The organism is Pseudomonas sp. DW-iso17, assembly GCF_058725345.1.
The window spans coordinates 68,014-85,873 of sequence record NZ_JBZXEA010000002.1 but is presented as its reverse complement, the minus strand read 5'-3'; the positions used below and the strand labels follow the sequence as shown (position 1 = coordinate 85,873).

Here is a 17,860-nt window from a genome sequence, read left to right as displayed (position 1 = left end):
TGTTGTCCAAAGTCAGGCTATGTAGCCTCGGTGTCAGCTCCATGAAGTTACGGTGACGGTTGGATGACAGCCCCCTTGTCGCAAATCTGTCACTGGCGTGAGCTAGGCTCGCGGGCTTGAATGCCCCCCTTGAGTTTGCGTCCATGGTCCGAGGCCTGTTGTGCGTTGCCCTGTTGTTTGTCGCCGTGAATGCTCGCGCTGAAATCTGGCCTGAAAAGGAGTGGGCCGTGGGCACAGCCCTCACTGGTCCCGCTGTCGATGCCCTGAACGCCTACGCTTTCCCACCCCGTGACGATGCCACCCGCAACGGTATTCGCACCGACGCGTTGCTGGTCATTCGGGATGGCGAAATCATCTATGAACGCTACGCCGCACCCACCACTGCCAGCACACCGCACCTGACCTGGTCCGTCAGCAAAAGCCTGATGGCTACCGTGCTGGGCGTGGCCTATGGGCAAGGCCGCTTCAAACTCAGCGACCCTGTCGCACGTTTCTACCCGCCGATGAAGCAGCACCCTAAGGTAACCATGGCCGACTTGCTGCACTGGGCCTCCGGGTTGGATTGGCAGGAAGACTACGAATACGCCCCGCTGAAGTCTTCGGTAGTGGCGATGCTCTACACCCGTGGCCACACCGACATGGCGCAATTCACGGCGGATACCGAAGCCGCCGCCGCCCCCGGCCAGGTTTTCCGCTATTCCAGCGGCGACAGTAACCTCTTGTCCGCCGCGCTCAAGGGCATGCTCGGCCACAAGGCTTACATGAACTACCCATGGGACGCGCTGTTCCAGCCCCTGGGCATTCGCGACGCAACCTGGGAAACCGATGCGGATGAAACGTTTGTCGCGTCGTCCTATGCCTATCTCACAGCCCGCGATCTGGCACGAGTAGGGCTACTGATGGCGCGGGATGGGCGCTGGGGCGAGCGACAACTGCTGCCCAAGGACTGGGTCGCCTTCAACCGCCGGCCCTTCGATCGCTACAAAGCCGGCCAGGATGAAGCCGTGCCGGGCGGCCATTGGTGGCTCAACACCGGCGCCCCCCAACCCTGGCCCGACGCACCGGCCGCCACCTTTGCCGCGCTGGGGCACTGGGGCCAGGCGCTGTTTGTGCTGCCCGATGAACACCTGGTGATCGTGCGTTACGGCGATGATCGCGATGGCAGTTACCGGCATAACGAACTGCTCAAACGAGTGCTGGCGGCGGTGCGCTCATGATGCGTCGTCATCCGTTCATCAGCGTTTTACTGGTGTTGCTTTTCGCATTGTTCGGCTGGGTTTGGCACGAGCGCGTCAACCTGCAAGCCTTCCCCGACATCATCGCGGCGTACACCGCCAAGGAGTATTGCTCGTGCCGGTATGTGGCCAACAACCCTGCGCAGTATTGCCTGGGGTATGTGAAGCAGTACGTGCCAACCAGTGCGTTCACTGACTCGCCGGAACGCAGTGAAGTCACGGCAAGCGGTTTAGGGCGTACGCAGACGGCGCGGTGGTTGGGCGACCGTCAAGGCTGCCGCCTCAACCCCTGACACACCCAAATTCCCCTGTGGGAGCTGGCTTGCCTGCGATAGCGCCAGGTCAGTCAACATCACGGGTGCCTGTGCCGCCGTCATCGCAGGCAAGCCAGCTCCCACATTTAGATTATCTGCGTGGGTTCTCGGAAAAAGAACCGGCCCTGAGGTTCCACAGAGTGGAACCACCTTTGATTGTCCTCACGCGCACATCGCGCTTAGCTGTCGATGTGTCGCCAACAAGAACGGGACCACTCGCCTGTGAGGAGAATCACCATGCGCCCGCACCAGCACATCCTGGATTGGCTCAGTGACGTTGCCAGCGACTTGCACGCTGTGCGTCACGATATCCACGCTCATCCTGAGCTTGGCTTTGAAGAGAACCGCACCTCAGCACTGGTCGCGCAGTCATTGCGGGAGTGGGGGTATGAGGTGCATACCGGCATCGGCAAGACCGGTGTGGTCGGCGTGCTGCGTAACGGCAACAGCTCGCGCACGTTGGGGATTCGCGCCGACATGGACGCCTTGCCCATCATCGAAAATACCGGCGCGGTCTATACCAGCCAGCATGCCGGCTGCATGCACGCCTGCGGCCATGACGGCCACACCACCATGTTGCTCGGTGCCGCGCGTTACTTGGCGGCGACGCGGCAATTGGACGGCACTTTGAACCTGATTTTCCAACCCGCCGAAGAAGGCCAGGGCGGCGCCGAGGCGATGCTGGCGGACGGTTTGCTGGAGCGCTTTCCTTGCGACGGGTTGTTCGGCATGCACAATATGCCGGGTTTGCCGGCGGGGCATCTGGGCTTGAGAGTTGGCCCGATGATGGCGTCCCAGGATTTGCTTACCGTGACCCTCGAAGGTGTCGGTGGCCACGGCTCCATGCCACACCTCACTATCGATCCACTGGTGGCGGCAGCCAGCATGGTCATGGCTCTGCAAACGGTGGTGGCGCGCAATATCGATACCCAGGAAGCCGCCGTGGTCACCGTCGGCGCCTTGCAGGCCGGCCAGGCGGCCAACGTGATTCCCCAGCAAGCGTTATTGCGCCTGAGCCTGCGCGCACTCAACCCCAAGGTGCGTGAACAAATGCTGGAACGGGTCAACGCGATCATCCAGACCCAGGCCGCCAGCTTCGGCTGCACCGTGCAGGTCGAACACCGCCCGGCCTACCCGGTGCTGGTCAACCACGCCGAAGAAACCGAATTCGCCCGTCAGGTCGGCGTGGCCTTGCTCGGTGCCGACGCCGTGGACGGCAACACCCGCACGCTGATGGGCAGCGAAGACTTCGCCTGGATGCTGCAACGCTGCCCAGGCAGTTATCTGTTTATCGGCAACGGCGTGTCGCGGCCGATGGTGCACAACCCCGCCTATGACTTCAACGACGACATCCTGCTGACCGGCGCAGCCTACTGGGGCGCGCTGGCCGAGAGCTGGCTCAAGCCGGCCTGACGACCTCTTTTTTCTGCCGCTGGACCCTTTCCCTGATCGGTTGAACGGAGTGTTCCTCATGCAGACTGCAAAACCTGGTGTTTCGCGCACCCGCCAAGTGGTGGCGGCGGTGATTGGCAACGCGTTGGAATGGTATGACTTCATCGTCTACGGCTTTCTCGCCAGTATCATCGCCCGGCAGTTCTTCCCCTCGGAGGACGAATACGCCTCGCTGCTGATGGCCCTGGCCACCTTCGGCGTGGGCTTTTTCATGCGCCCGGTGGGCGGCATCCTCTTGGGCATCTACGCCGACCGCAAAGGCCGCAAGGCGGCGATGCAGTTGATTATCCGGTTGATGACCGTGTCCATCGCGCTGATCGCCTTCGCGCCGAACTATGCTGCCATCGGCATGGGCGCGCCGTTGCTGATTGTGGTGGCGCGCATGCTGCAGGGGTTTGCTACCGGCGGTGAGTACGCGAGTGCCACGGCATTTCTGGTGGAAAGTGCACCGGCCCATCGCAAGGGATTGTATGGCTCCTGGCAACTGGTGGGGCAATGCCTGGCGGTGTTCGGTGGGGCAGCGATGGTGGCGCTGGTCACGCATTTCTTTTCGCCCGAAACCCTCGACTTGTGGGGCTGGCGCCTGCCGTTTGTGCTGGGCTTGCTGATCGGCCCGGTGGGGTTGTGGATTCGTCGGCACATGGAAGACCCGGAAGAGTTCATCGAAGCGCGCAAGCAAGCCACCGGCCCGGCGCCGAGCCTCATGCAAGTGCTGCGTGAGCATCGGCGCAGTATTCTGGTGTCGATGGGGCTGGCCTGCGGCGCGACGGTGTCGTTTTATGTGGTGCTGGTGAACATGCCGACCTTCGCTCACAAGAACCTTGGCCTGCCGCTGGACCAGGTACTGATGGTGCAGATGTTTGCGGTAGCGCTGATGACTGTGGTGATTCCGTTGTCCGGCCTGCTCTCGGATCGATGGGGGCGGCGGCCGGTGTTGATGGCCTTCACCTTGGCGTTCTTCGTGATGGTCTACCCGTTGTATGTGTGGGTGGCCGCCGCGCCGTCTATCGAGCGCCTGCTGGTGATGCAGGTGATGTTGTGCACGGCGATTGGCGGGTTCTTCGGGCCAGCGCCGACGGCATTGGCCGAGCAGTTCCCTATCGAGGTGCGCTCGACCGGTGTGTCGGTGGCCTATAACGTGGCGGTGATGGTGTTCGGTGGTTTCGCGCCGTTGATCGTGACCTGGCTGAGCAAGGTACTGGGCACGCCGGTGGCGCCCTCGTTCTATGTATTGTTTGCGTGCGTGCTGACGCTGCTGGGCACTTACTGCATGCGCGAGGCACCCCGTGCGAGCAAGCCGCTGCCGTTTTCCAGAGAGGTGAAGCCTTGAGTATTGTTGATTGGGATGCCACTGAGCTGTCGCGGGCCATTCATGGGCGGCAGGTGTCGTGCGAAGAGGTGATGCAGGCGTACCTGGCACAGATTCAGCGCTTTAACCCTGGCGTGAATGCGCTGGTGTCGTTGCGCGACAGCGAGGCCGTGCTGGCCGAGGCGAGGGCGTGCGATCGTGAGTTGGACCAGGGCCACTCCCGTGGCTGGATGCATGGCATGCCCCAGGCCATCAAGGACCTGGCGGCCACCCAGGGTTTGCGCACCACCCTGGGCTCACCGCTGTTCGCCGAGCATGTACCGAACGAAGACGCCATCAGCGTGGCGCGGGTGCGGGCCAGTGGTGCGATCATCATTGGCAAGACCAACGTGCCGGAGTTCGGCCTGGGCTCCCACACCTACAACACGCTGTTCGGTACCACCGGCAACGCCTATGACCCGCGCCTGGCGGCCGGCGGTAGCAGTGGCGGAGCGGCGGTGGCCCTGGCGCTACGCATGCTGCCGGTGGCCGACGGCAGCGACATGATGGGCTCGCTGCGCAACCCGGCGGCGTTCAACAACGTGTTCGGCTTGCGCCCCTCCCAAGGACGGGTGCCCCACGGGCCGATGCCGGAGTTGTTCGTGCAGCAACTGGGCACCGAAGGCCCGATGGGGCGCAGCGTGACGGATGTGGCGCGGTTGCTGAGCATCCAGGCCGGTTACGACCCCCGCACGCCGCTGTCATCCCAGGCCGATCCGGCGGTGCTGGGCCAGCCGTTGCAACGCGACTTCAACGGCGCACGCCTCGGTTGGCTGGGGGACTACAACGGTTATCTGCCGATGGACGATGGCGTGATGAGCCTGTGCGAGGCGGCGTTGGATGATTTCGCCAGGTTGGGCTGTGAAGTGCACAGCTGCCAACCGGACTTTTCCATGGCGCGCCTGTGGCGGTGCTGGTTGGTACACCGCCATTGGCTGGTGCACGGCAACCTCGGCGCGGCCTATGCCAACCCGCAAAAACGCGCACTGCTCAAACCCGAAGCGCAATGGGAAGTGGAGGGCTGCCAGGGCTTGAGTGCTCAGCAGGTTTACCAGGCGTCGGTGGACCGCAGTGAGTGGTACCGCGCCTTGGGCAAGCTGTTCGAACGTTACGATTTCCTGCTGTTGCCCACCGCCCAGGTGTTCCCTTTCGATGCACAACAGCCTTGGCCACGCCTCGTCGGCGGGCGTGAAATGGACACTTATCACCGTTGGATGGAGGTGGTGATCGGCCCGACCCTCGCCGGTTTGCCGAGCATGAGCATTCCGGTGGGCTTCAACCCCCAGGGCTTGCCCATGGGCCTGCAAATCATTGGCCCGGCCCAGGCCGACAGGGCCGTGCTGCAATTGGCCTACGCCCATGAGCAACTGACCCAATGGGTACAACGCCGGCCGCCGGCGTGCCTTGCAACGCCGCGCTGAGTGCTGACCGGGCCTGTATCTTGCTGTGAAAAAAGATCATCCACCGGCAACAGGGAGATCGAACATGGAGACAGGCACCGTACGCTCGGTTGAACGCGCACTGGCAATTGTCGAGTTGCTGGGCGAGCACCAGGCCCTGGGGCTGGAAGAGTTGCACTACCTCACGCGCCTGCCCAAGGCCACGGTGTCGCGCATGTTGCTGACCTTGCAGGAACAGGGTTGGGTCTATCGGGGCCTGAGTGATCGGCGTTACCGCCTGCGTGCCCGGCGCTTGTTCGGCGATACCCAGCAACGCTTCAAGCGCCAAGTGGTGGAGAGCGCCGCGCCCTGGTTATTGGAGCTCAGCGAGCGCACCGGGCTGGTGGTGGACTTGTCGTGCTTCGATGGTGAGCGCCTGGAGGTCATGGAGAGTGCAATTCCCAGCGTGTTACGCAAGCTGTACCCGAACAACTGCCAGATCGTCGGGCAGTATGCCAGCCTGTTCCATTCCGCGATGGGCAAAGCCTGCTTGACGCAATTGCCGGCCGAAGAAGTACATCGCCTGGCAGGCCGTAATCATGTGGCGGCAGACGAGCACTATCGCGCATGCGAGCAAACCCAGCACCAGGGCTTTGGCCAGCGTACCGAGGGCTATTGGGAATATCCTGTGCGTTTGCCGTTCCTGATCCGGGCGGTGGCGCTGCCGGTGCGCGCCAATGGCCGCCTGGTGGGGAGCATGGCGCTGCATTGGCCAATGCATCAGGCGCCGGTGGAGCGAGTGTTGAATTTGCATATGGGCAGCCTTGAACAGGCGGTGTGCGAAGTGCAGCGAACGCTGGATTAAAAACACCGCAAAACCCTGTGGGAGCTGGCTTTGTGGCGAGGGAGCTTGCTCCCGCTGGGGTGCGTAGCGCCCCCAAAGAGCCGGCTCCAGCTGCGCTGTCGAACGGGAGCAAGCTCCCTCGCCACAGCAAGCCAGCTCCCACATTTGAATTTGCGCCGGTTGTGAGATTGCGCTTAAGGTTCGCCCAGGTTTTTTGCCCCATGAGTCTTTATGTTCAATGTCAAACCTCTGGTCTTCGCGCTGCTGACCTGTGCTGCCGTGCCCGCCCACGCCGACTGGTACCTGGATAACGAATCCTCACGCCTGTCCTTCGTCACCACTAAAAACACCGAAGTGGCTGAAGTCCAGCGCTTCCTGGTATTGCATGGCAAGGTCGACGCCAAAGGTGCGGCTCGGCTGGAAGTGGAGCTGGACTCAATCAACAGCGGCATCCCGCTGCGCGACGAGCGCATGCGTAAAGAGCTGTTCGAGATCAAGACCTTCCCCGAAGCGCAGATCAGCGCGCAAATCAATCTGCAGCCCATCAATGACCTGGCATCCGGCGCGCAGTTGGAATTGCGCCTGCCCTTGAGCGTCACGCTGCACGGCAAGACCCAGACCTACAGCGCCGAACTGCTGGCCACGCGCCTGGATGAGCGGCGTTTCCAGGTGGTAACCCTGGAGCCCGTGGTGCTGCATGCCGAAGATTTCGACCTGGCGCCCGGTGTGGCTACCTTGCGCAAGGCGGCGGGGCTCAAGTCGATCAGTTTGTCGGTGCCGGTGGGTGCGGTGCTGATCTTCACGGCGCGCTGACATGAGCGGCGCGGTGTTCCCGTGGCGCAGCGCCAATCAGTTCGAATTGCTGATCGACGGGCCGAATTTCTTCCCGCAGATGCTGGTGGGCATCGCCCGGGCTGAGCAGCAGGTTGACCTTGAGTTGTACCTGGTCGAAGCCGGGGCCTGCGCCGAGGCCATGGTGCAGGCACTGGTGCTGGCCGCTGAACGCGGCGTGCAGGTGCGTTGCCTGTTTGACGATTACGGCAGCCTGGCGTTTACCCTTGGGCTGCGCAAGCGCTTGACCGACGCAGGCGTGACGCTGCGCTTTTACAACCGCCTGAATTGGCGGCGCTGGATGCGCAACCTGTATCGCGACCATCGCAAGCTGCTGCTGATCGACCAGCGCATTGCGGTGGTCGGCGGCACCGGTGTCACCGACGAGTTCTGGACGCCGGGGCAAGACACCGCCGACTGGCATGAAGTGATGGTGCAGATCAGCGGCCCGCTGGTGCTGGACTGGCAGGCCCTGTTCGATCGGCAATGGCACGCTAACGCCGCGCGCCGTGAATGGAAACCGGCGACCCATTTTGGTTTGCCCCGCTTACCCAAGGTGCCCGCCACCGGGCCGGGGCTGGGTCGCGTGGCGTATGCCGATGCGCGTCAGCACCGTGACATTCTGCAATCGTTGATTCGCGCCTTGAACAGCAGCAAATCGCGTATCTGGCTGGCGACCCCGTACTTCCTGCCTACCTGGAGCGTGCGCCGTGCCTTGCGCCGGGCGGCTGGGCGCGGCGTGGACGTGCGACTGTTGCTCACCGGGCCGCGCACTGATCACCCGTCGGTGCGTTACGCCGGGCACCGTTATTACCCGCGTCTGCTGCGTTCAGGGGTGCAGATCTTCGAATACCAGCCGTGCTTCCTGCACCTGAAGATGGTGCTGGTGGACGATTGGGTGAGCATTGGCTCGTGCAATTTCGACCACTGGAATTTGCGTTTTAACCTGGAAGCCAATCTTGAAGCGCTGGACCCGGGATTGACGGCGGCGGTGGTGGGCAGTTTCGAAGCGGACTTTGCCCAGAGCCAGGCGGTGAGTCTGGAGGCATGGAAGGCGCGGCCATTGTGGCGGCGGGTAAAGCAGCGGGTGTGGGGCTGGATTGATCGGTTGGTGGTCAACCTGCTGGATCGGCGCGGCTAGTCGGGCCAACTCAATCAACTGTGGGAGCTGGCTTGCCTGCGATAGCATCACCTCGGTACACCTGACAAACCGAGGTGCCTGTATCGCAGGCAAGCCAGCTCCCACAGCGACCGTGTTGACAGCTTCAGATCAGAGCAGTTCGAAGGTTTGCTGCTGCACATCCTGGGAATCCAACCCGATCTGTACATTGAACTCACCCGGTTCGGCTGCGTACTTGAGCTGGGTGTTATAGAACTTCAGGTCGTCCTCGGTGAGGGTGAAGTGCAGCGTGCGCGCTTCGCCAGCCTTGAGCATGACCTTCTGGAAGTGCTTGAGCTCCTTGATCGGGCGGATCATCGAACCGGCCACGTCCTGGATATACAACTGCACAACCGTTTCGCCATCGACCTTGCCGGTGTTCTTCACGGTGACGCTGGCGTCGAGCTTGCCGGTCTTGTTCAGCGTGGTGGACGACAGTGCCATGTCCGACAGGCTGAACGTGGTGTAGCTCAGGCCATAGCCAAACGGAAACAGGGGACCGGTGGTGTCATCGAAGTACTGTGAGGTGTAGTTGCCCGGCTTGCCTGGGGTGAATGGCCGGCCCACGGTCAGGTGGTTGTAGTAAGTCGGAATCTGCCCCACCGAACGAGGGAAGGTGATCGGCAGTTTGCCCGACGGGTTGTAGTCGCCGAACAGCACGTCGGCAATGGCGTTGCCGCCTTCGGTACCTGCGAACCAGGTTTCCAGGATCGCATCGGCCTGTTGGTTCTCTTCGAGAATCGACAGCGGACGGCCGTTCATCAACACCAGCACCAGCGGTTTGCCGGTGGCTTTGAGGGCCTTGATCAAGTCGCGCTGGCTTTGCGGGATGTTCAGGTCGGTACGGCTCGACGATTCGTGGGACATGCCACGGGACTCGCCCACCGCCGCAACGATGACGTCGGCGTTGTTCGCCGCCTTCACCGCTTCATCAATCAGCACCTGGGCAGGGCGCGGGTCATTCACCACTTCCGGGGCATCGAAGTTGAGGAAGTTGAGGTAGTCGAGCACCGCCTTGTCGCCGGTGATGTTGGCGCCACGGGCATAGATCACTTTGCCTTTTTCGCCGATCACGGCGTTCATGCCGTCGAGCAGGGTCACCGACTGCGCAGGCCGGCCGGCAGCAGCCCAACTGCCCATCATGTCGATGGGTGCCTTGGCCAGCGGGCCGACCAAGGCAATGGCCGCGGATTTTTTCAGCGGCAGGGTGTCGTTGTGGTTCTTGAGCAACACCAGGCTGCGGCGCGCAATGTCGCGGGCCTCGGCGCGGTGCAGGCGGCTGTCGGCGTAGGTGTCGACCGGGTCATCCTCGGCCTTGCCGATGCGCAGGTATGGGTCCTTGAACAGGCCCATGTCGTACTTGGCACCGAGCACTTCGCGCACGGCGTTGTCGATGTCGCTCTGCTGGATCTCGCCGGACTTGAGCAGCCCCGGCAATTCCTTGCCGTACAGCGAGTCGTTCATGCTCATGTCGATGCCGGCCTTGATCGCCAGCTTGGCGGCTTCACGCCCGTCCTTGGCCACGCCGTGCTTGATCAGCTCGAAGATCGCGCCGTGGTCGCTGACGGTCAGGCCCTTGAAGCCCCAGTCCTTGCGCAGCAGGTCGTTCATCAGCCAGGTGTTGGCCGTGGCGGGCACGCCGTTGATCGAGTTGAGCGCCACCATCACGCCGCCGGAGCCGGCTTTGATCGCCGCGTGGTAGGGCGGCAGGTAGTCCTGGTACATCTTGACCGGGCTCATGTCGACCACGTTGTAGTCGCGCCCGCCTTCCACCGCGCCATAGAGGGCAAAGTGCTTGACGCTGGCCATGAGGCTGTCGGCATTCGCGGGGCTGGTGCCCTGGAACGCCTTGACCATGACTTCGGCAATACGTGACACCAGGTAGGTGTCTTCACCGAAACCTTCTGAAGTGCGGCCCCAGCGCGGGTCGCGGGAGATATCGACCATCGGCGCAAACGTGATGTCGAGGCTGTCGGCGGCGGCTTCCTGGGCGGCGATGCGCCCGGAGCGGCCAATGGCGTCCATGTCCCAGCTGGAAGCCAGGGCCAGGCTGATCGGGAAAATGGTGCGGTGGCCGTGGATCACGTCATAGGCGAAGAACATCGGGATCTTCAAGCGGCTGCGCATGGCCGCGTCCTGCATTGGACGGTTTTCCGGGCGGGTGATGGAGTTGAACGTGCCACCGATGCGGCCGGCGGCGATTTCCTTGCGGATCAGCTCGCGGGGCATTTCCGGGCCGATACTGATCAGGCGCAATTGGCCGATCTTCTCATCCAGGGTCATTTGCTTGAGCAGGTCGCTGACGAAGGCGTCCTTGTCGTTAAGCGCAGCAGGCTTTGTTTCTGCCCATACGGGGTGGCTGGCCAGAGTGGCAACAAGGCCGAGCAAACACAGCTTTTTCATGAATATCCTTTTTCGGCGACTGCGCAGCATTCAGAGAGATGCTGTCGGCCAAAATGTGGGGAACGTCTATTGTTGTTCGGGTGTTGTTCAGATAAATGCAGCACACTCTGAACTCTTTTTCGCGCTGGGCATCTTTGTAGCTGATTGGCTCGAAGCATTCCAGTGGTGGCGGATTATGCCCCAAGCGCGTGGTTTATAGGGTTAGTCGTCACATTCCATCAGATCGGGCAGGAGAAACACTATGCAAGCAGCACACACTTATCGCTGGGGCTTCAAGGCTGCGGCGCTGTTACTGATCAGCAGCGTGCTGAGCGGTTGCGGCATCAACAACATCCCGACCCTGGACGAACAGGCCAAGGCCGCCTGGGGCCAGGTGCAGAACCAGTATCAACGCCGTGCCGACCTGATCCCCAACCTGGTGGAAACGGTGAAGGCGTATGCCGCCCACGAACAGGAAACCCTCACCGCGGTGATTGAAGCGCGGGCCAAGGCCACCTCGATCCAGGTGGATGCGAGCACCCTGGACAACCCCGAGAAGCTCAAGCAGTTCCAGCAAGCCCAGGATGGCCTGAGCGGCGCACTCAGCCGTTTGATGGTGGTGTCCGAGCGTTACCCGGACCTGAAGGCCAACCAGAACTTCCTGGCCTTGCAATCGCAACTTGAAGGCACCGAGAACCGTATCGCTGTGTCTCGCCGTGACTTTATCCAGGCCGTACAGGCTTACAACACCGAGATCCGTACTTTCCCGGGCCGCCTGTGGCACAGCGTGATGTACAGCGATTTGCCGATCCGCGCCACGTTTGAAGCCACCAGCGCCGATGCCGATAAAGCGCCGCAAGTGAAGTTCAAATAAGGCTGCACTGAGGTGTCGATGCGTTTATTACGGATAGGCCTGGCGCTGTGGCTGTTGGCCTGCGTGGGCGTGGCCCAGGCGGCACTGAGCTTCCCGGCGCTGACCGGGCGGGTGGTGGACAGCGCGCAGATGATCGACCCGGCGGTGCGCGAGCAACTGACCCAGCAATTGCAGGCGCTGGAGCGGACCTCGGGCGACCAGCTGGTGGTGGTCACCGTGCCCGACCTGCAAGGCGTGCCTATTGAGGATTACGGTTATCAACTGGGCCGCCAGTGGGGCATTGGCCAGAAGGGCAAGGACAACGGCGCGCTGTTGATCGTCTCCCGTGATGACCGCCAATTGCGCATCGAAGTCGGCTATGGCCTGGAAGGCGTGCTGACGGATGCGCAATCCTGGGTGATCATCAACCAGGTGATCCTGCCCAAGTTCAAGGCCGGCAATTTCAGCCAGGGCATCAGCGACGGCGTGGCCGCGATGATCCAGGTGGTGGGCGGTGAGCCCTTGGCGGTGCCGGCTCATGTGGCGGATGCGAACTTCGCCATGGATAATCCCGGTTTTTCCATCGGCCTGTTTATTCTGCTGATCGGCGTGCTGTGGCTGTGCAATCGCATGGGCTTGCCGGTGGGCGCTATCCTGCTGGCGATTCTCAACAGCAGCGGGCGCGGCGGTGGTGGGGGCGGCGGTGGCGGTGGTTTCCGCGGCGGCGGCGGTGGTTTTGGCGGTGGCGGGGCTTCGGGCAGCTGGTAATGACAATAACGAGAATAGAGCATCTACAACCATGGCATTACTGACTGAACACGAGCAGCGCCAAGTCGCCGAAGCGATCGCCCGGGTCGAGAAAACCACCGACGCGGAGTTGGTCACCGTGCTGGCGGCGCGCGCCGACGACTACGCCTACATTCCGTTGCTGTGGGCGAGCTTGATCGCGTTGGTGGTGCCGGGCGTGGTGCATTACCTGTCGGGTTACCTGACCATGTACACCTTGCTGGTGGCGCAGTGGGCGACGTTCATTGTGCTGTGCCTGGTGTTCCGCTTGCCCAAGGTCACTACTCGGCTGATCCCGCGTTCGGTACGCCACTGGCGTGCGTCCAACCTGGCGCGGCGGCAGTTTCTGGAGCAGAACTTGCACCACACGCTGGGCAGCACCGGGGTGCTGATTTTTGTCAGCGAGGCTGAGCGTTATGTGGAGATCCTGGTGGATGAGGGGATTTCCAAGCGCCTGGATGACAGCAATTGGGACGCTATTGTCCAGGCGTTTACCCAGCAGGTGAAACAGGGGCAGACGCTGGCCGGGTTCATCGCCTGCGTTGAAGCCTGTGGCGAGTTGCTCAAGGTGCATGTGCCCGTTACTCACACCCGCAACGAACTGCCCAATCGCCTGGTCGTACTCGAATAACTGCTTTCTGTGGGAGCCGGGCTTGCCCGCGATGGCATCGCCTCGGTTTGCCTGATTAACCGAGTGGCCTGCATCGCAGGCAAGCCAGCTCCCACACAAGGCAGCATCCTTATTCGGGTTGATTGACCGTTGATCAAATAACCCCGTGCCCTGAACCCCCATCCCGCCTAAAATGCCCGGCATTCTTTACCCGAGGCGTTTTTGTTCATGTCCGTCACCGCTCAACCTGCCCGCCCTGCGCCGGATCATCATGCCCAGTTCATCGAACTGTTGAGCGCAAGCCTGGCCCAGAACGCTTTTATCAAGCTGGTGCTGGCCAAGTACGTCGGTGAGGAAGCCGAGTTGCAGCGGCTGATCATCAAGCCGGTAGTCGTCAAGGACCGGCCATGCCTGTCGTTCGTCTATCGCTACAAGACCCGCGATATCACCAAGAACTTCCCCTTGGACGACGGCGTTGCGGCGATCGGCGAGCTGTTGCCCAGCGCGTTCAAGAACGCGCACTTGCTGGCGCTGACCGACGAAGCCCAGTTGGAATACAGCAAGAAGAACAAAAGCTCGCTGTTCAAAAGTAAACCGCAGCAACTGCGCGAGGCGCCTTCGGCTGAGCATAACCGCGAAAAAAATCGCTTCCTCGACCTGAGCCGGCCGTTCCTCGCCGACCTGGGCGTGACCGACGCCAAGCAGGCGCTGATCCCCTCGATGTCGCGCAAGTGGAAGCAGATCAACAAGTTCATCGAAGTGTTCAGCCATGCGCTGACGTCGTCGCCGTTGCAGCTCGACCGCCCGGTGCGTGTCGCCGATTTCGGCTCGGGCAAGGGCTACTTGACCTTCGCCATTCACGATTACCTGCGCAATACCCTCAAGGCCGAGGGCGAGGTCACCGGTGTCGAGTTGCGTGAAGACATGGTCACCCTGTGCAACAGCGCCGCCGCACGCCTGGAACACCCGGGGCTGGTGTTCAAATGCGGCGATGTACGCAGCGTGGCGCCCAGTGAGCTGGACGTGATGATTGCCTTGCATGCCTGCGACATCGCCACCGACTACGCGATCCACACCGGCATCCGTTCCGGTGCGTCGATCATCATGTGCTCGCCGTGCTGCCACAAACAGATCCGCCTGCAGATCCAGAGTCCGGCGTTGCTCAAGCCGATGCTGCAATACGGCCTGCACCTGGGCCAGCAGGCAGAAATGGTCACCGACAGCCTGCGTGCATTGTTGCTTGAAGCCTGTGGCTATGAGACCAAGGTGTTCGAGTTCATCTCGTTGGAACACACGAACAAGAACAAGATGATCCTGGCGGTCAAACGTGCCGAGCCTGTGGACAACGCGCAGCTATTGGCAAAAATCCAGGAGCTCAAGGCGTTCTATCACATCACCGAGCACTGCCTGGAAACCCTGTTGCGCGGGGATGGCTACCTGGCCTGAAATGGGCGCGGTTCCCTGTGGGAGCTTGCTCCCGTGACGGCCCCGGCGGCCAGCGCATATCTACCTGACGCCCCACGATCCAAATGTGGGAGCTGGCTTGCCTGCGATAGCGGCCTGACAGCCGACGCCTATCTGCCTGACACCCCACAATCCAACTGTGGGAGCGGGCTTGCTCGCGAAGGCGGCCTGGCAGTCAACACCGTTGGATTGTGTGTATATCCATTCCTGCGGTAACGGCCACCTAGGGTTCCGCTCTGACAGCGGCTCACTTTTGAAAAGCCGGAATGCCGGCCCAGACAAAAGTAAGCAAAACGCTCTTGCCCCACCACTCGGCACCTCGCTTAGGCTCGGTGTGCCCGTAATCCGCCAGTGATTTGGGGGGCCGCCGCCACGCGCCATCCATGGCGCGGGGCGGCTAAACCGGCATCCCTGCCGGTTTACCCCCCAAATCCCTGTCGAATTCCGGCCAGCGTGGTTTGACGGGGCGCTTGAGATCAAAAGCAGATCAAGATCAAGAGCGGCTCGCTTCGCATCGTGGTTATCGTCGACCGTTACAGCGTTGTGTAGATACTTTTGGCTATCGCAGGCAAGCCAGCTCCCACAGTTGGAATACGTGCGTGCTTAGAAGAAACGCGTCACGCTGATCTTCGCATCACGCCCTTTCGTGTACGCCCGGTCGCCGCTCAAGGCCGGGCGGAAGTTTTTGTTGAACAGGTTGTCTACCGTGAAGTTCACCTCGGTGCCTTTGAGGTACGCCTGCTGCGGTGTCCATTTGGCGAACAGGCCCTGGGTGTTGTAGCGCTTGTTGCCGTACTGGTCGTAGAACAGATCGCCGACGCTGGAGCCCGGGCCGCCCGAGTATTTGTCGCTGGGCAGGCGGTCGGTGGCGCCGATGAACTGGCCCATCCAGCCCACCTGGGCATCCCAGGCCGGGATGTGGGTACCCAGTACCAGCACCCATTTGGTCGGCGGGATGTCTCGTGCGGCTACGTCCGGGCCCCAAGGGTTGGTGTAGGCGCCTTGGTGCTGGCCCTTGGCATAGGCGAACGACACCGAGCCAAACAGGTAGGTGGAGTTGTAAATCGATTCGAGCTCAACGCCCTTGATGGTCAGGCTGCCGATATTGCGGTAGTTGGACATCGGCCCAGGCGGGCAAGCTGAAGCGATGCTGCCGCCATTGACTGCCTGGTTCTGGCAGCCCACGCCGGTGGCCTTGAAGATCTCGTCTTCGACCTTGTTGTGAAACAGGGTGGTGCGCAGTTGCAGGTTATCGTCCTGGGCGATCAGGTTGTCGAAGCTGGTGATGTTGCCCAGGGTGATCGAGGTGATGCGCTCCGGGTCCAGGTCGACGCTGGTGGCGGTGCGACTGCCCACGCCCTGCACTTCGTATTGTTCGTCGATCACCGGGGCGCGCCAGGTCTGGCTCCAGTTGGCGAACAGCCCCACGTTCGGCGTCACGGTCCAGAACAGCGCCAGGCGTGGCGACCAACCTGTGTAGGTGCGGTCGCTGTAGTCGTGACCCACTGCCGGGCTGGGGTTGTTGTAGTAGGGCGCATCGTTGCCTTCGCCGCGGTTGCGCACATGGTCGTAGCGCAGCGAAGGCGTGATCGTCACGTCGCCCAAGGTCACCGCGTCCTGGATAAAGAAGCTGTTGGTATCGACTTTGCCGTGGGGCATGAAGCCCGGCTGGAAGTGCCCGTAGTTGTAGCGCGGCGTGTTGTAGGTGGCGCCGGGCATCCACATCTCGGTTTCGCGGGTGTGCTTGCGGATTTGCCCGCCGACCGTCACGGCATGCTGCAAGGGGCCGGTGTCAAACAGGCTGACGTTGCGGATGTCCAGGAGCTTGTCGGTGTAGGCGGTGTCCATCTTGCGCCCGCCGGTGGCCAACTGGAAAAACGCCGTGGCGTCACGCTCATCGGTCTGCTCGGTGTTGGACTGTGAGTACTTGACGGTCAAGTCCACCAGCGGGTTGTCCAGCGGCTGGTATTCATACTTGCCCGACCAGGTGGTGTCGACCGTGTCACGGTGGGCGAGGAAACGCTTCAACGCGCCTTCGTAGCCGTAGCGATCGATGTTGAACTGGGTTGGCGGCGTGGGGTAACTGGCGGCGGAAAACGGGGTCCAGCGGTTGCTGTGGGAGCGCGAGTATGACAGCCCGACACTGTGCTCATCGGTAAAGTGCGCGTTGACCTTGAACAGCTTGCCGTCCACATCCTGGGCGCTGTTGGGCAGGCGCTGAGGGTTGATCGGGTACTCATTGTTGTCGTTGGGCAACTTGGCGGCCACTTTCATATCGCCGCCGTCGCGTTGGGTCAGGTAGGCCAGCGCATCGAAACGGCCGTCGTCGGTACGGCCATAGACGGCACTGCTGTAGACCTGCTCATGGTCGTTGCTGGAGTAGCCATATTTGAGCATCGCACCGCTGTTGCGGCCGTCCTTGAGCAGGTCCGGGGCGTCCTTGGTGACCATGTTGACCGTGCCGCCGAAGCCGCCATTACCGGTGAACGGCGAGTTGGGACCTTTTTCCACTTCGATGCGCTTGATCAGCTCGGGCTCGATAAACACTGTACCTTGCTGGTAACGCTCAAAGCCCGTCTTGGTGGCACCGTCAACGGTCAGCGGCACGTCTTCGGCATCGCCGAAACCGCGGATGTTGATGGTCTGGCCGCCGGGTTTCAGCGAGCCGCCCTGGCTGACACCGGGCAAGGTCTGCAACAGGCTGGGAATGTTATTGGACTGGTAACGGTCGATGTCGGCCTGGGTCAGGGTGGAGCGGTTGACGGTGCTGGCGTTCACCTCGTTGCCGGTGCCGATCACGCTCAAGGTGTCCAACTGGATTGCCCCACCGGTGGTGGTGGTTTTACCCTCATCGGGGCGCACCACGTAGGTACTGCCGACCTTGAGCAGGATGAGTTCACCGTTTTTGAGCAGGGAGCGGATGGCCACTTCCGGGGTGTAGTCACCGTTAAGCGCCGGGGCCTGCACATTCTTGAGCAGGGTTTCATCGAACAGCAGCTGGATTTTCGCCTGCTGGGCCACCTGGCTCAGGGACGTGGCCAGCGACTGGGCAGGCAGGTGCAGCTTGAACGACTCGGCTTCGGCGCTGAGGCTCAAGGCCAGGCACGTAGCCAGGAGTGTCGGTCGAAGAAACAGGTGCGAAGCGTGACAAGGCGCGCGAAACATGAAATCCCCCGGAGCGGCTAAATAGCCAAAAAGGTGTG

The 17,860-nt window shown here is 61.9% G+C and carries 14 protein-coding genes; 12 read left to right on the top strand and 2 right to left on the bottom strand.

Annotation, left to right across the window (positions count from 1 at the left end):
- Positions 1-143: 143 nt before the first annotated feature.
- From AC4PS6_RS01690 to AC4PS6_RS01655, 8 genes are all read left to right on the top strand, one after another.
- Positions 144-1,217 carry a serine hydrolase domain-containing protein gene (locus AC4PS6_RS01690; protein WP_106111529.1) on the top strand — a complete coding sequence of 358 codons (1,074 nt, stop codon included), beginning with the start codon at positions 144-146 and terminating at the stop codon, positions 1,215-1,217.
- Complete coding sequence (locus tag AC4PS6_RS01685; RefSeq protein ID WP_201915502.1) at positions 1,214-1,528, top strand: amidase; 315 nt, start codon at positions 1,214-1,216, stop codon at positions 1,526-1,528. The genes AC4PS6_RS01690 and AC4PS6_RS01685 overlap by 4 nt, the downstream gene beginning before the upstream one ends.
- 258 nt (positions 1,529-1,786) lie before the next feature.
- Positions 1,787-2,962, top strand: a complete 1,176-nt coding sequence (locus AC4PS6_RS01680) for a M20 aminoacylase family protein (RefSeq protein ID WP_020301004.1) — start codon at positions 1,787-1,789, stop codon at positions 2,960-2,962.
- A gap of 58 nt (positions 2,963-3,020) precedes the next feature.
- A complete protein-coding gene (locus AC4PS6_RS01675) occupies positions 3,021-4,331 on the top strand; it encodes a citrate-proton symporter (protein ID WP_014717321.1) in 1,311 nt (436 codons plus the stop codon).
- Entirely contained in the window at positions 4,328-5,770 is a 1,443-nt protein-coding gene (locus AC4PS6_RS01670; RefSeq protein WP_336826884.1) for an amidase, read from the top strand. The genes AC4PS6_RS01675 and AC4PS6_RS01670 overlap by 4 nt, the downstream gene beginning before the upstream one ends.
- A gap of 64 nt (positions 5,771-5,834) precedes the next feature.
- A complete protein-coding gene (locus AC4PS6_RS01665) occupies positions 5,835-6,593 on the top strand; it encodes a helix-turn-helix domain-containing protein (RefSeq protein ID WP_014717323.1) in 759 nt (252 codons plus the stop codon).
- Positions 6,594-6,803: 210 nt separating this feature from the next.
- Positions 6,804-7,385 carry a YceI family protein gene (locus AC4PS6_RS01660; RefSeq protein WP_003189365.1) on the top strand — a complete coding sequence of 194 codons (582 nt, stop codon included), beginning with the start codon at positions 6,804-6,806 and terminating at the stop codon, positions 7,383-7,385.
- 1 nt (position 7,386) lies between these two features.
- Entirely contained in the window at positions 7,387-8,544 is a 1,158-nt protein-coding gene (locus AC4PS6_RS01655; RefSeq protein ID WP_003189367.1) for a phospholipase D-like domain-containing protein, read from the top strand.
- A 129-nt stretch (positions 8,545-8,673) separates the two neighbouring features.
- Here AC4PS6_RS01655 and bglX read toward each other — a convergent pair whose 3' ends face one another.
- On the bottom strand, positions 8,674-10,965 hold the full coding sequence (bglX, locus tag AC4PS6_RS01650; protein WP_336826885.1) for a beta-glucosidase BglX: 2,292 nt from the start codon (positions 10,963-10,965) through the stop codon (positions 8,674-8,676).
- Positions 10,966-11,206: 241 nt separating this feature from the next.
- On the opposite strand from bglX, the gene AC4PS6_RS01645 reads away from it, so the two are divergent.
- The 4 genes from AC4PS6_RS01645 (at position 11,207) to AC4PS6_RS01630 (ending at position 14,639) form a co-directional block, all read left to right on the top strand.
- The gene (locus AC4PS6_RS01645; protein ID WP_014717327.1) at positions 11,207-11,818 is read left to right on the top strand and encodes a LemA family protein; all 612 of its coding nucleotides are present in this window, start codon (positions 11,207-11,209) and stop codon (positions 11,816-11,818) included.
- 18 nt (positions 11,819-11,836) lie between these two features.
- Positions 11,837-12,565, top strand: coding sequence for a TPM domain-containing protein (locus AC4PS6_RS01640; RefSeq protein ID WP_032903209.1), 729 nt, complete (start codon positions 11,837-11,839; stop codon positions 12,563-12,565).
- A gap of 31 nt (positions 12,566-12,596) precedes the next feature.
- Positions 12,597-13,214, top strand: coding sequence for a TPM domain-containing protein (locus AC4PS6_RS01635; protein WP_032903207.1), 618 nt, complete (start codon positions 12,597-12,599; stop codon positions 13,212-13,214).
- Positions 13,215-13,421: 207 nt separating this feature from the next.
- Positions 13,422-14,639, top strand: a complete 1,218-nt coding sequence (locus tag AC4PS6_RS01630) for a class I SAM-dependent methyltransferase (RefSeq protein ID WP_336826886.1) — start codon at positions 13,422-13,424, stop codon at positions 14,637-14,639.
- Positions 14,640-15,260: 621 nt separating this feature from the next.
- On the opposite strand, the gene AC4PS6_RS01625 is transcribed toward AC4PS6_RS01630, so the two are convergent.
- Positions 15,261-17,822: a TonB-dependent receptor gene (locus AC4PS6_RS01625; protein WP_032903205.1), complete on the bottom strand. Its 2,562-nt coding sequence runs from the start codon at positions 17,820-17,822 to the stop codon at positions 15,261-15,263.
- Positions 17,823-17,860: the final 38 nt, after the last annotated feature.

What these genes read in the sequence shown, in the direction of transcription:
- AC4PS6_RS01690 (WP_106111529.1), top strand. Translation starts at nt 144, where the DNA reads ATGGTCCGAGGCCTGTTGTGCGTTGCCCTGTTGTTTGTCGCCGTGAAT.
- AC4PS6_RS01685 (WP_201915502.1), top strand. Translation starts at nt 1,214, where the DNA reads ATGATGCGTCGTCATCCGTTCATCAGCGTTTTACTGGTGTTGCTTTTC.
- AC4PS6_RS01680 (WP_020301004.1), top strand. Translation starts at nt 1,787, where the DNA reads ATGCGCCCGCACCAGCACATCCTGGATTGGCTCAGTGACGTTGCCAGC.
- AC4PS6_RS01675 (WP_014717321.1), top strand. Translation starts at nt 3,021, where the DNA reads ATGCAGACTGCAAAACCTGGTGTTTCGCGCACCCGCCAAGTGGTGGCG.
- AC4PS6_RS01665 (WP_014717323.1), top strand. Translation starts at nt 5,835, where the DNA reads ATGGAGACAGGCACCGTACGCTCGGTTGAACGCGCACTGGCAATTGTC.
- AC4PS6_RS01660 (WP_003189365.1), top strand. Translation starts at nt 6,804, where the DNA reads ATGTTCAATGTCAAACCTCTGGTCTTCGCGCTGCTGACCTGTGCTGCC.
- AC4PS6_RS01655 (WP_003189367.1), top strand. Translation starts at nt 7,387, where the DNA reads ATGAGCGGCGCGGTGTTCCCGTGGCGCAGCGCCAATCAGTTCGAATTG.
- bglX (WP_336826885.1), bottom strand. Translation starts at nt 10,965, where the DNA reads ATGAAAAAGCTGTGTTTGCTCGGCCTTGTTGCCACTCTGGCCAGCCAC.
- AC4PS6_RS01645 (WP_014717327.1), top strand. Translation starts at nt 11,207, where the DNA reads ATGCAAGCAGCACACACTTATCGCTGGGGCTTCAAGGCTGCGGCGCTG.
- AC4PS6_RS01640 (WP_032903209.1), top strand. Translation starts at nt 11,837, where the DNA reads ATGCGTTTATTACGGATAGGCCTGGCGCTGTGGCTGTTGGCCTGCGTG.
- AC4PS6_RS01635 (WP_032903207.1), top strand. Translation starts at nt 12,597, where the DNA reads ATGGCATTACTGACTGAACACGAGCAGCGCCAAGTCGCCGAAGCGATC.
- AC4PS6_RS01630 (WP_336826886.1), top strand. Translation starts at nt 13,422, where the DNA reads ATGTCCGTCACCGCTCAACCTGCCCGCCCTGCGCCGGATCATCATGCC.
- AC4PS6_RS01625 (WP_032903205.1), bottom strand. Translation starts at nt 17,822, where the DNA reads ATGTTTCGCGCGCCTTGTCACGCTTCGCACCTGTTTCTTCGACCGACA.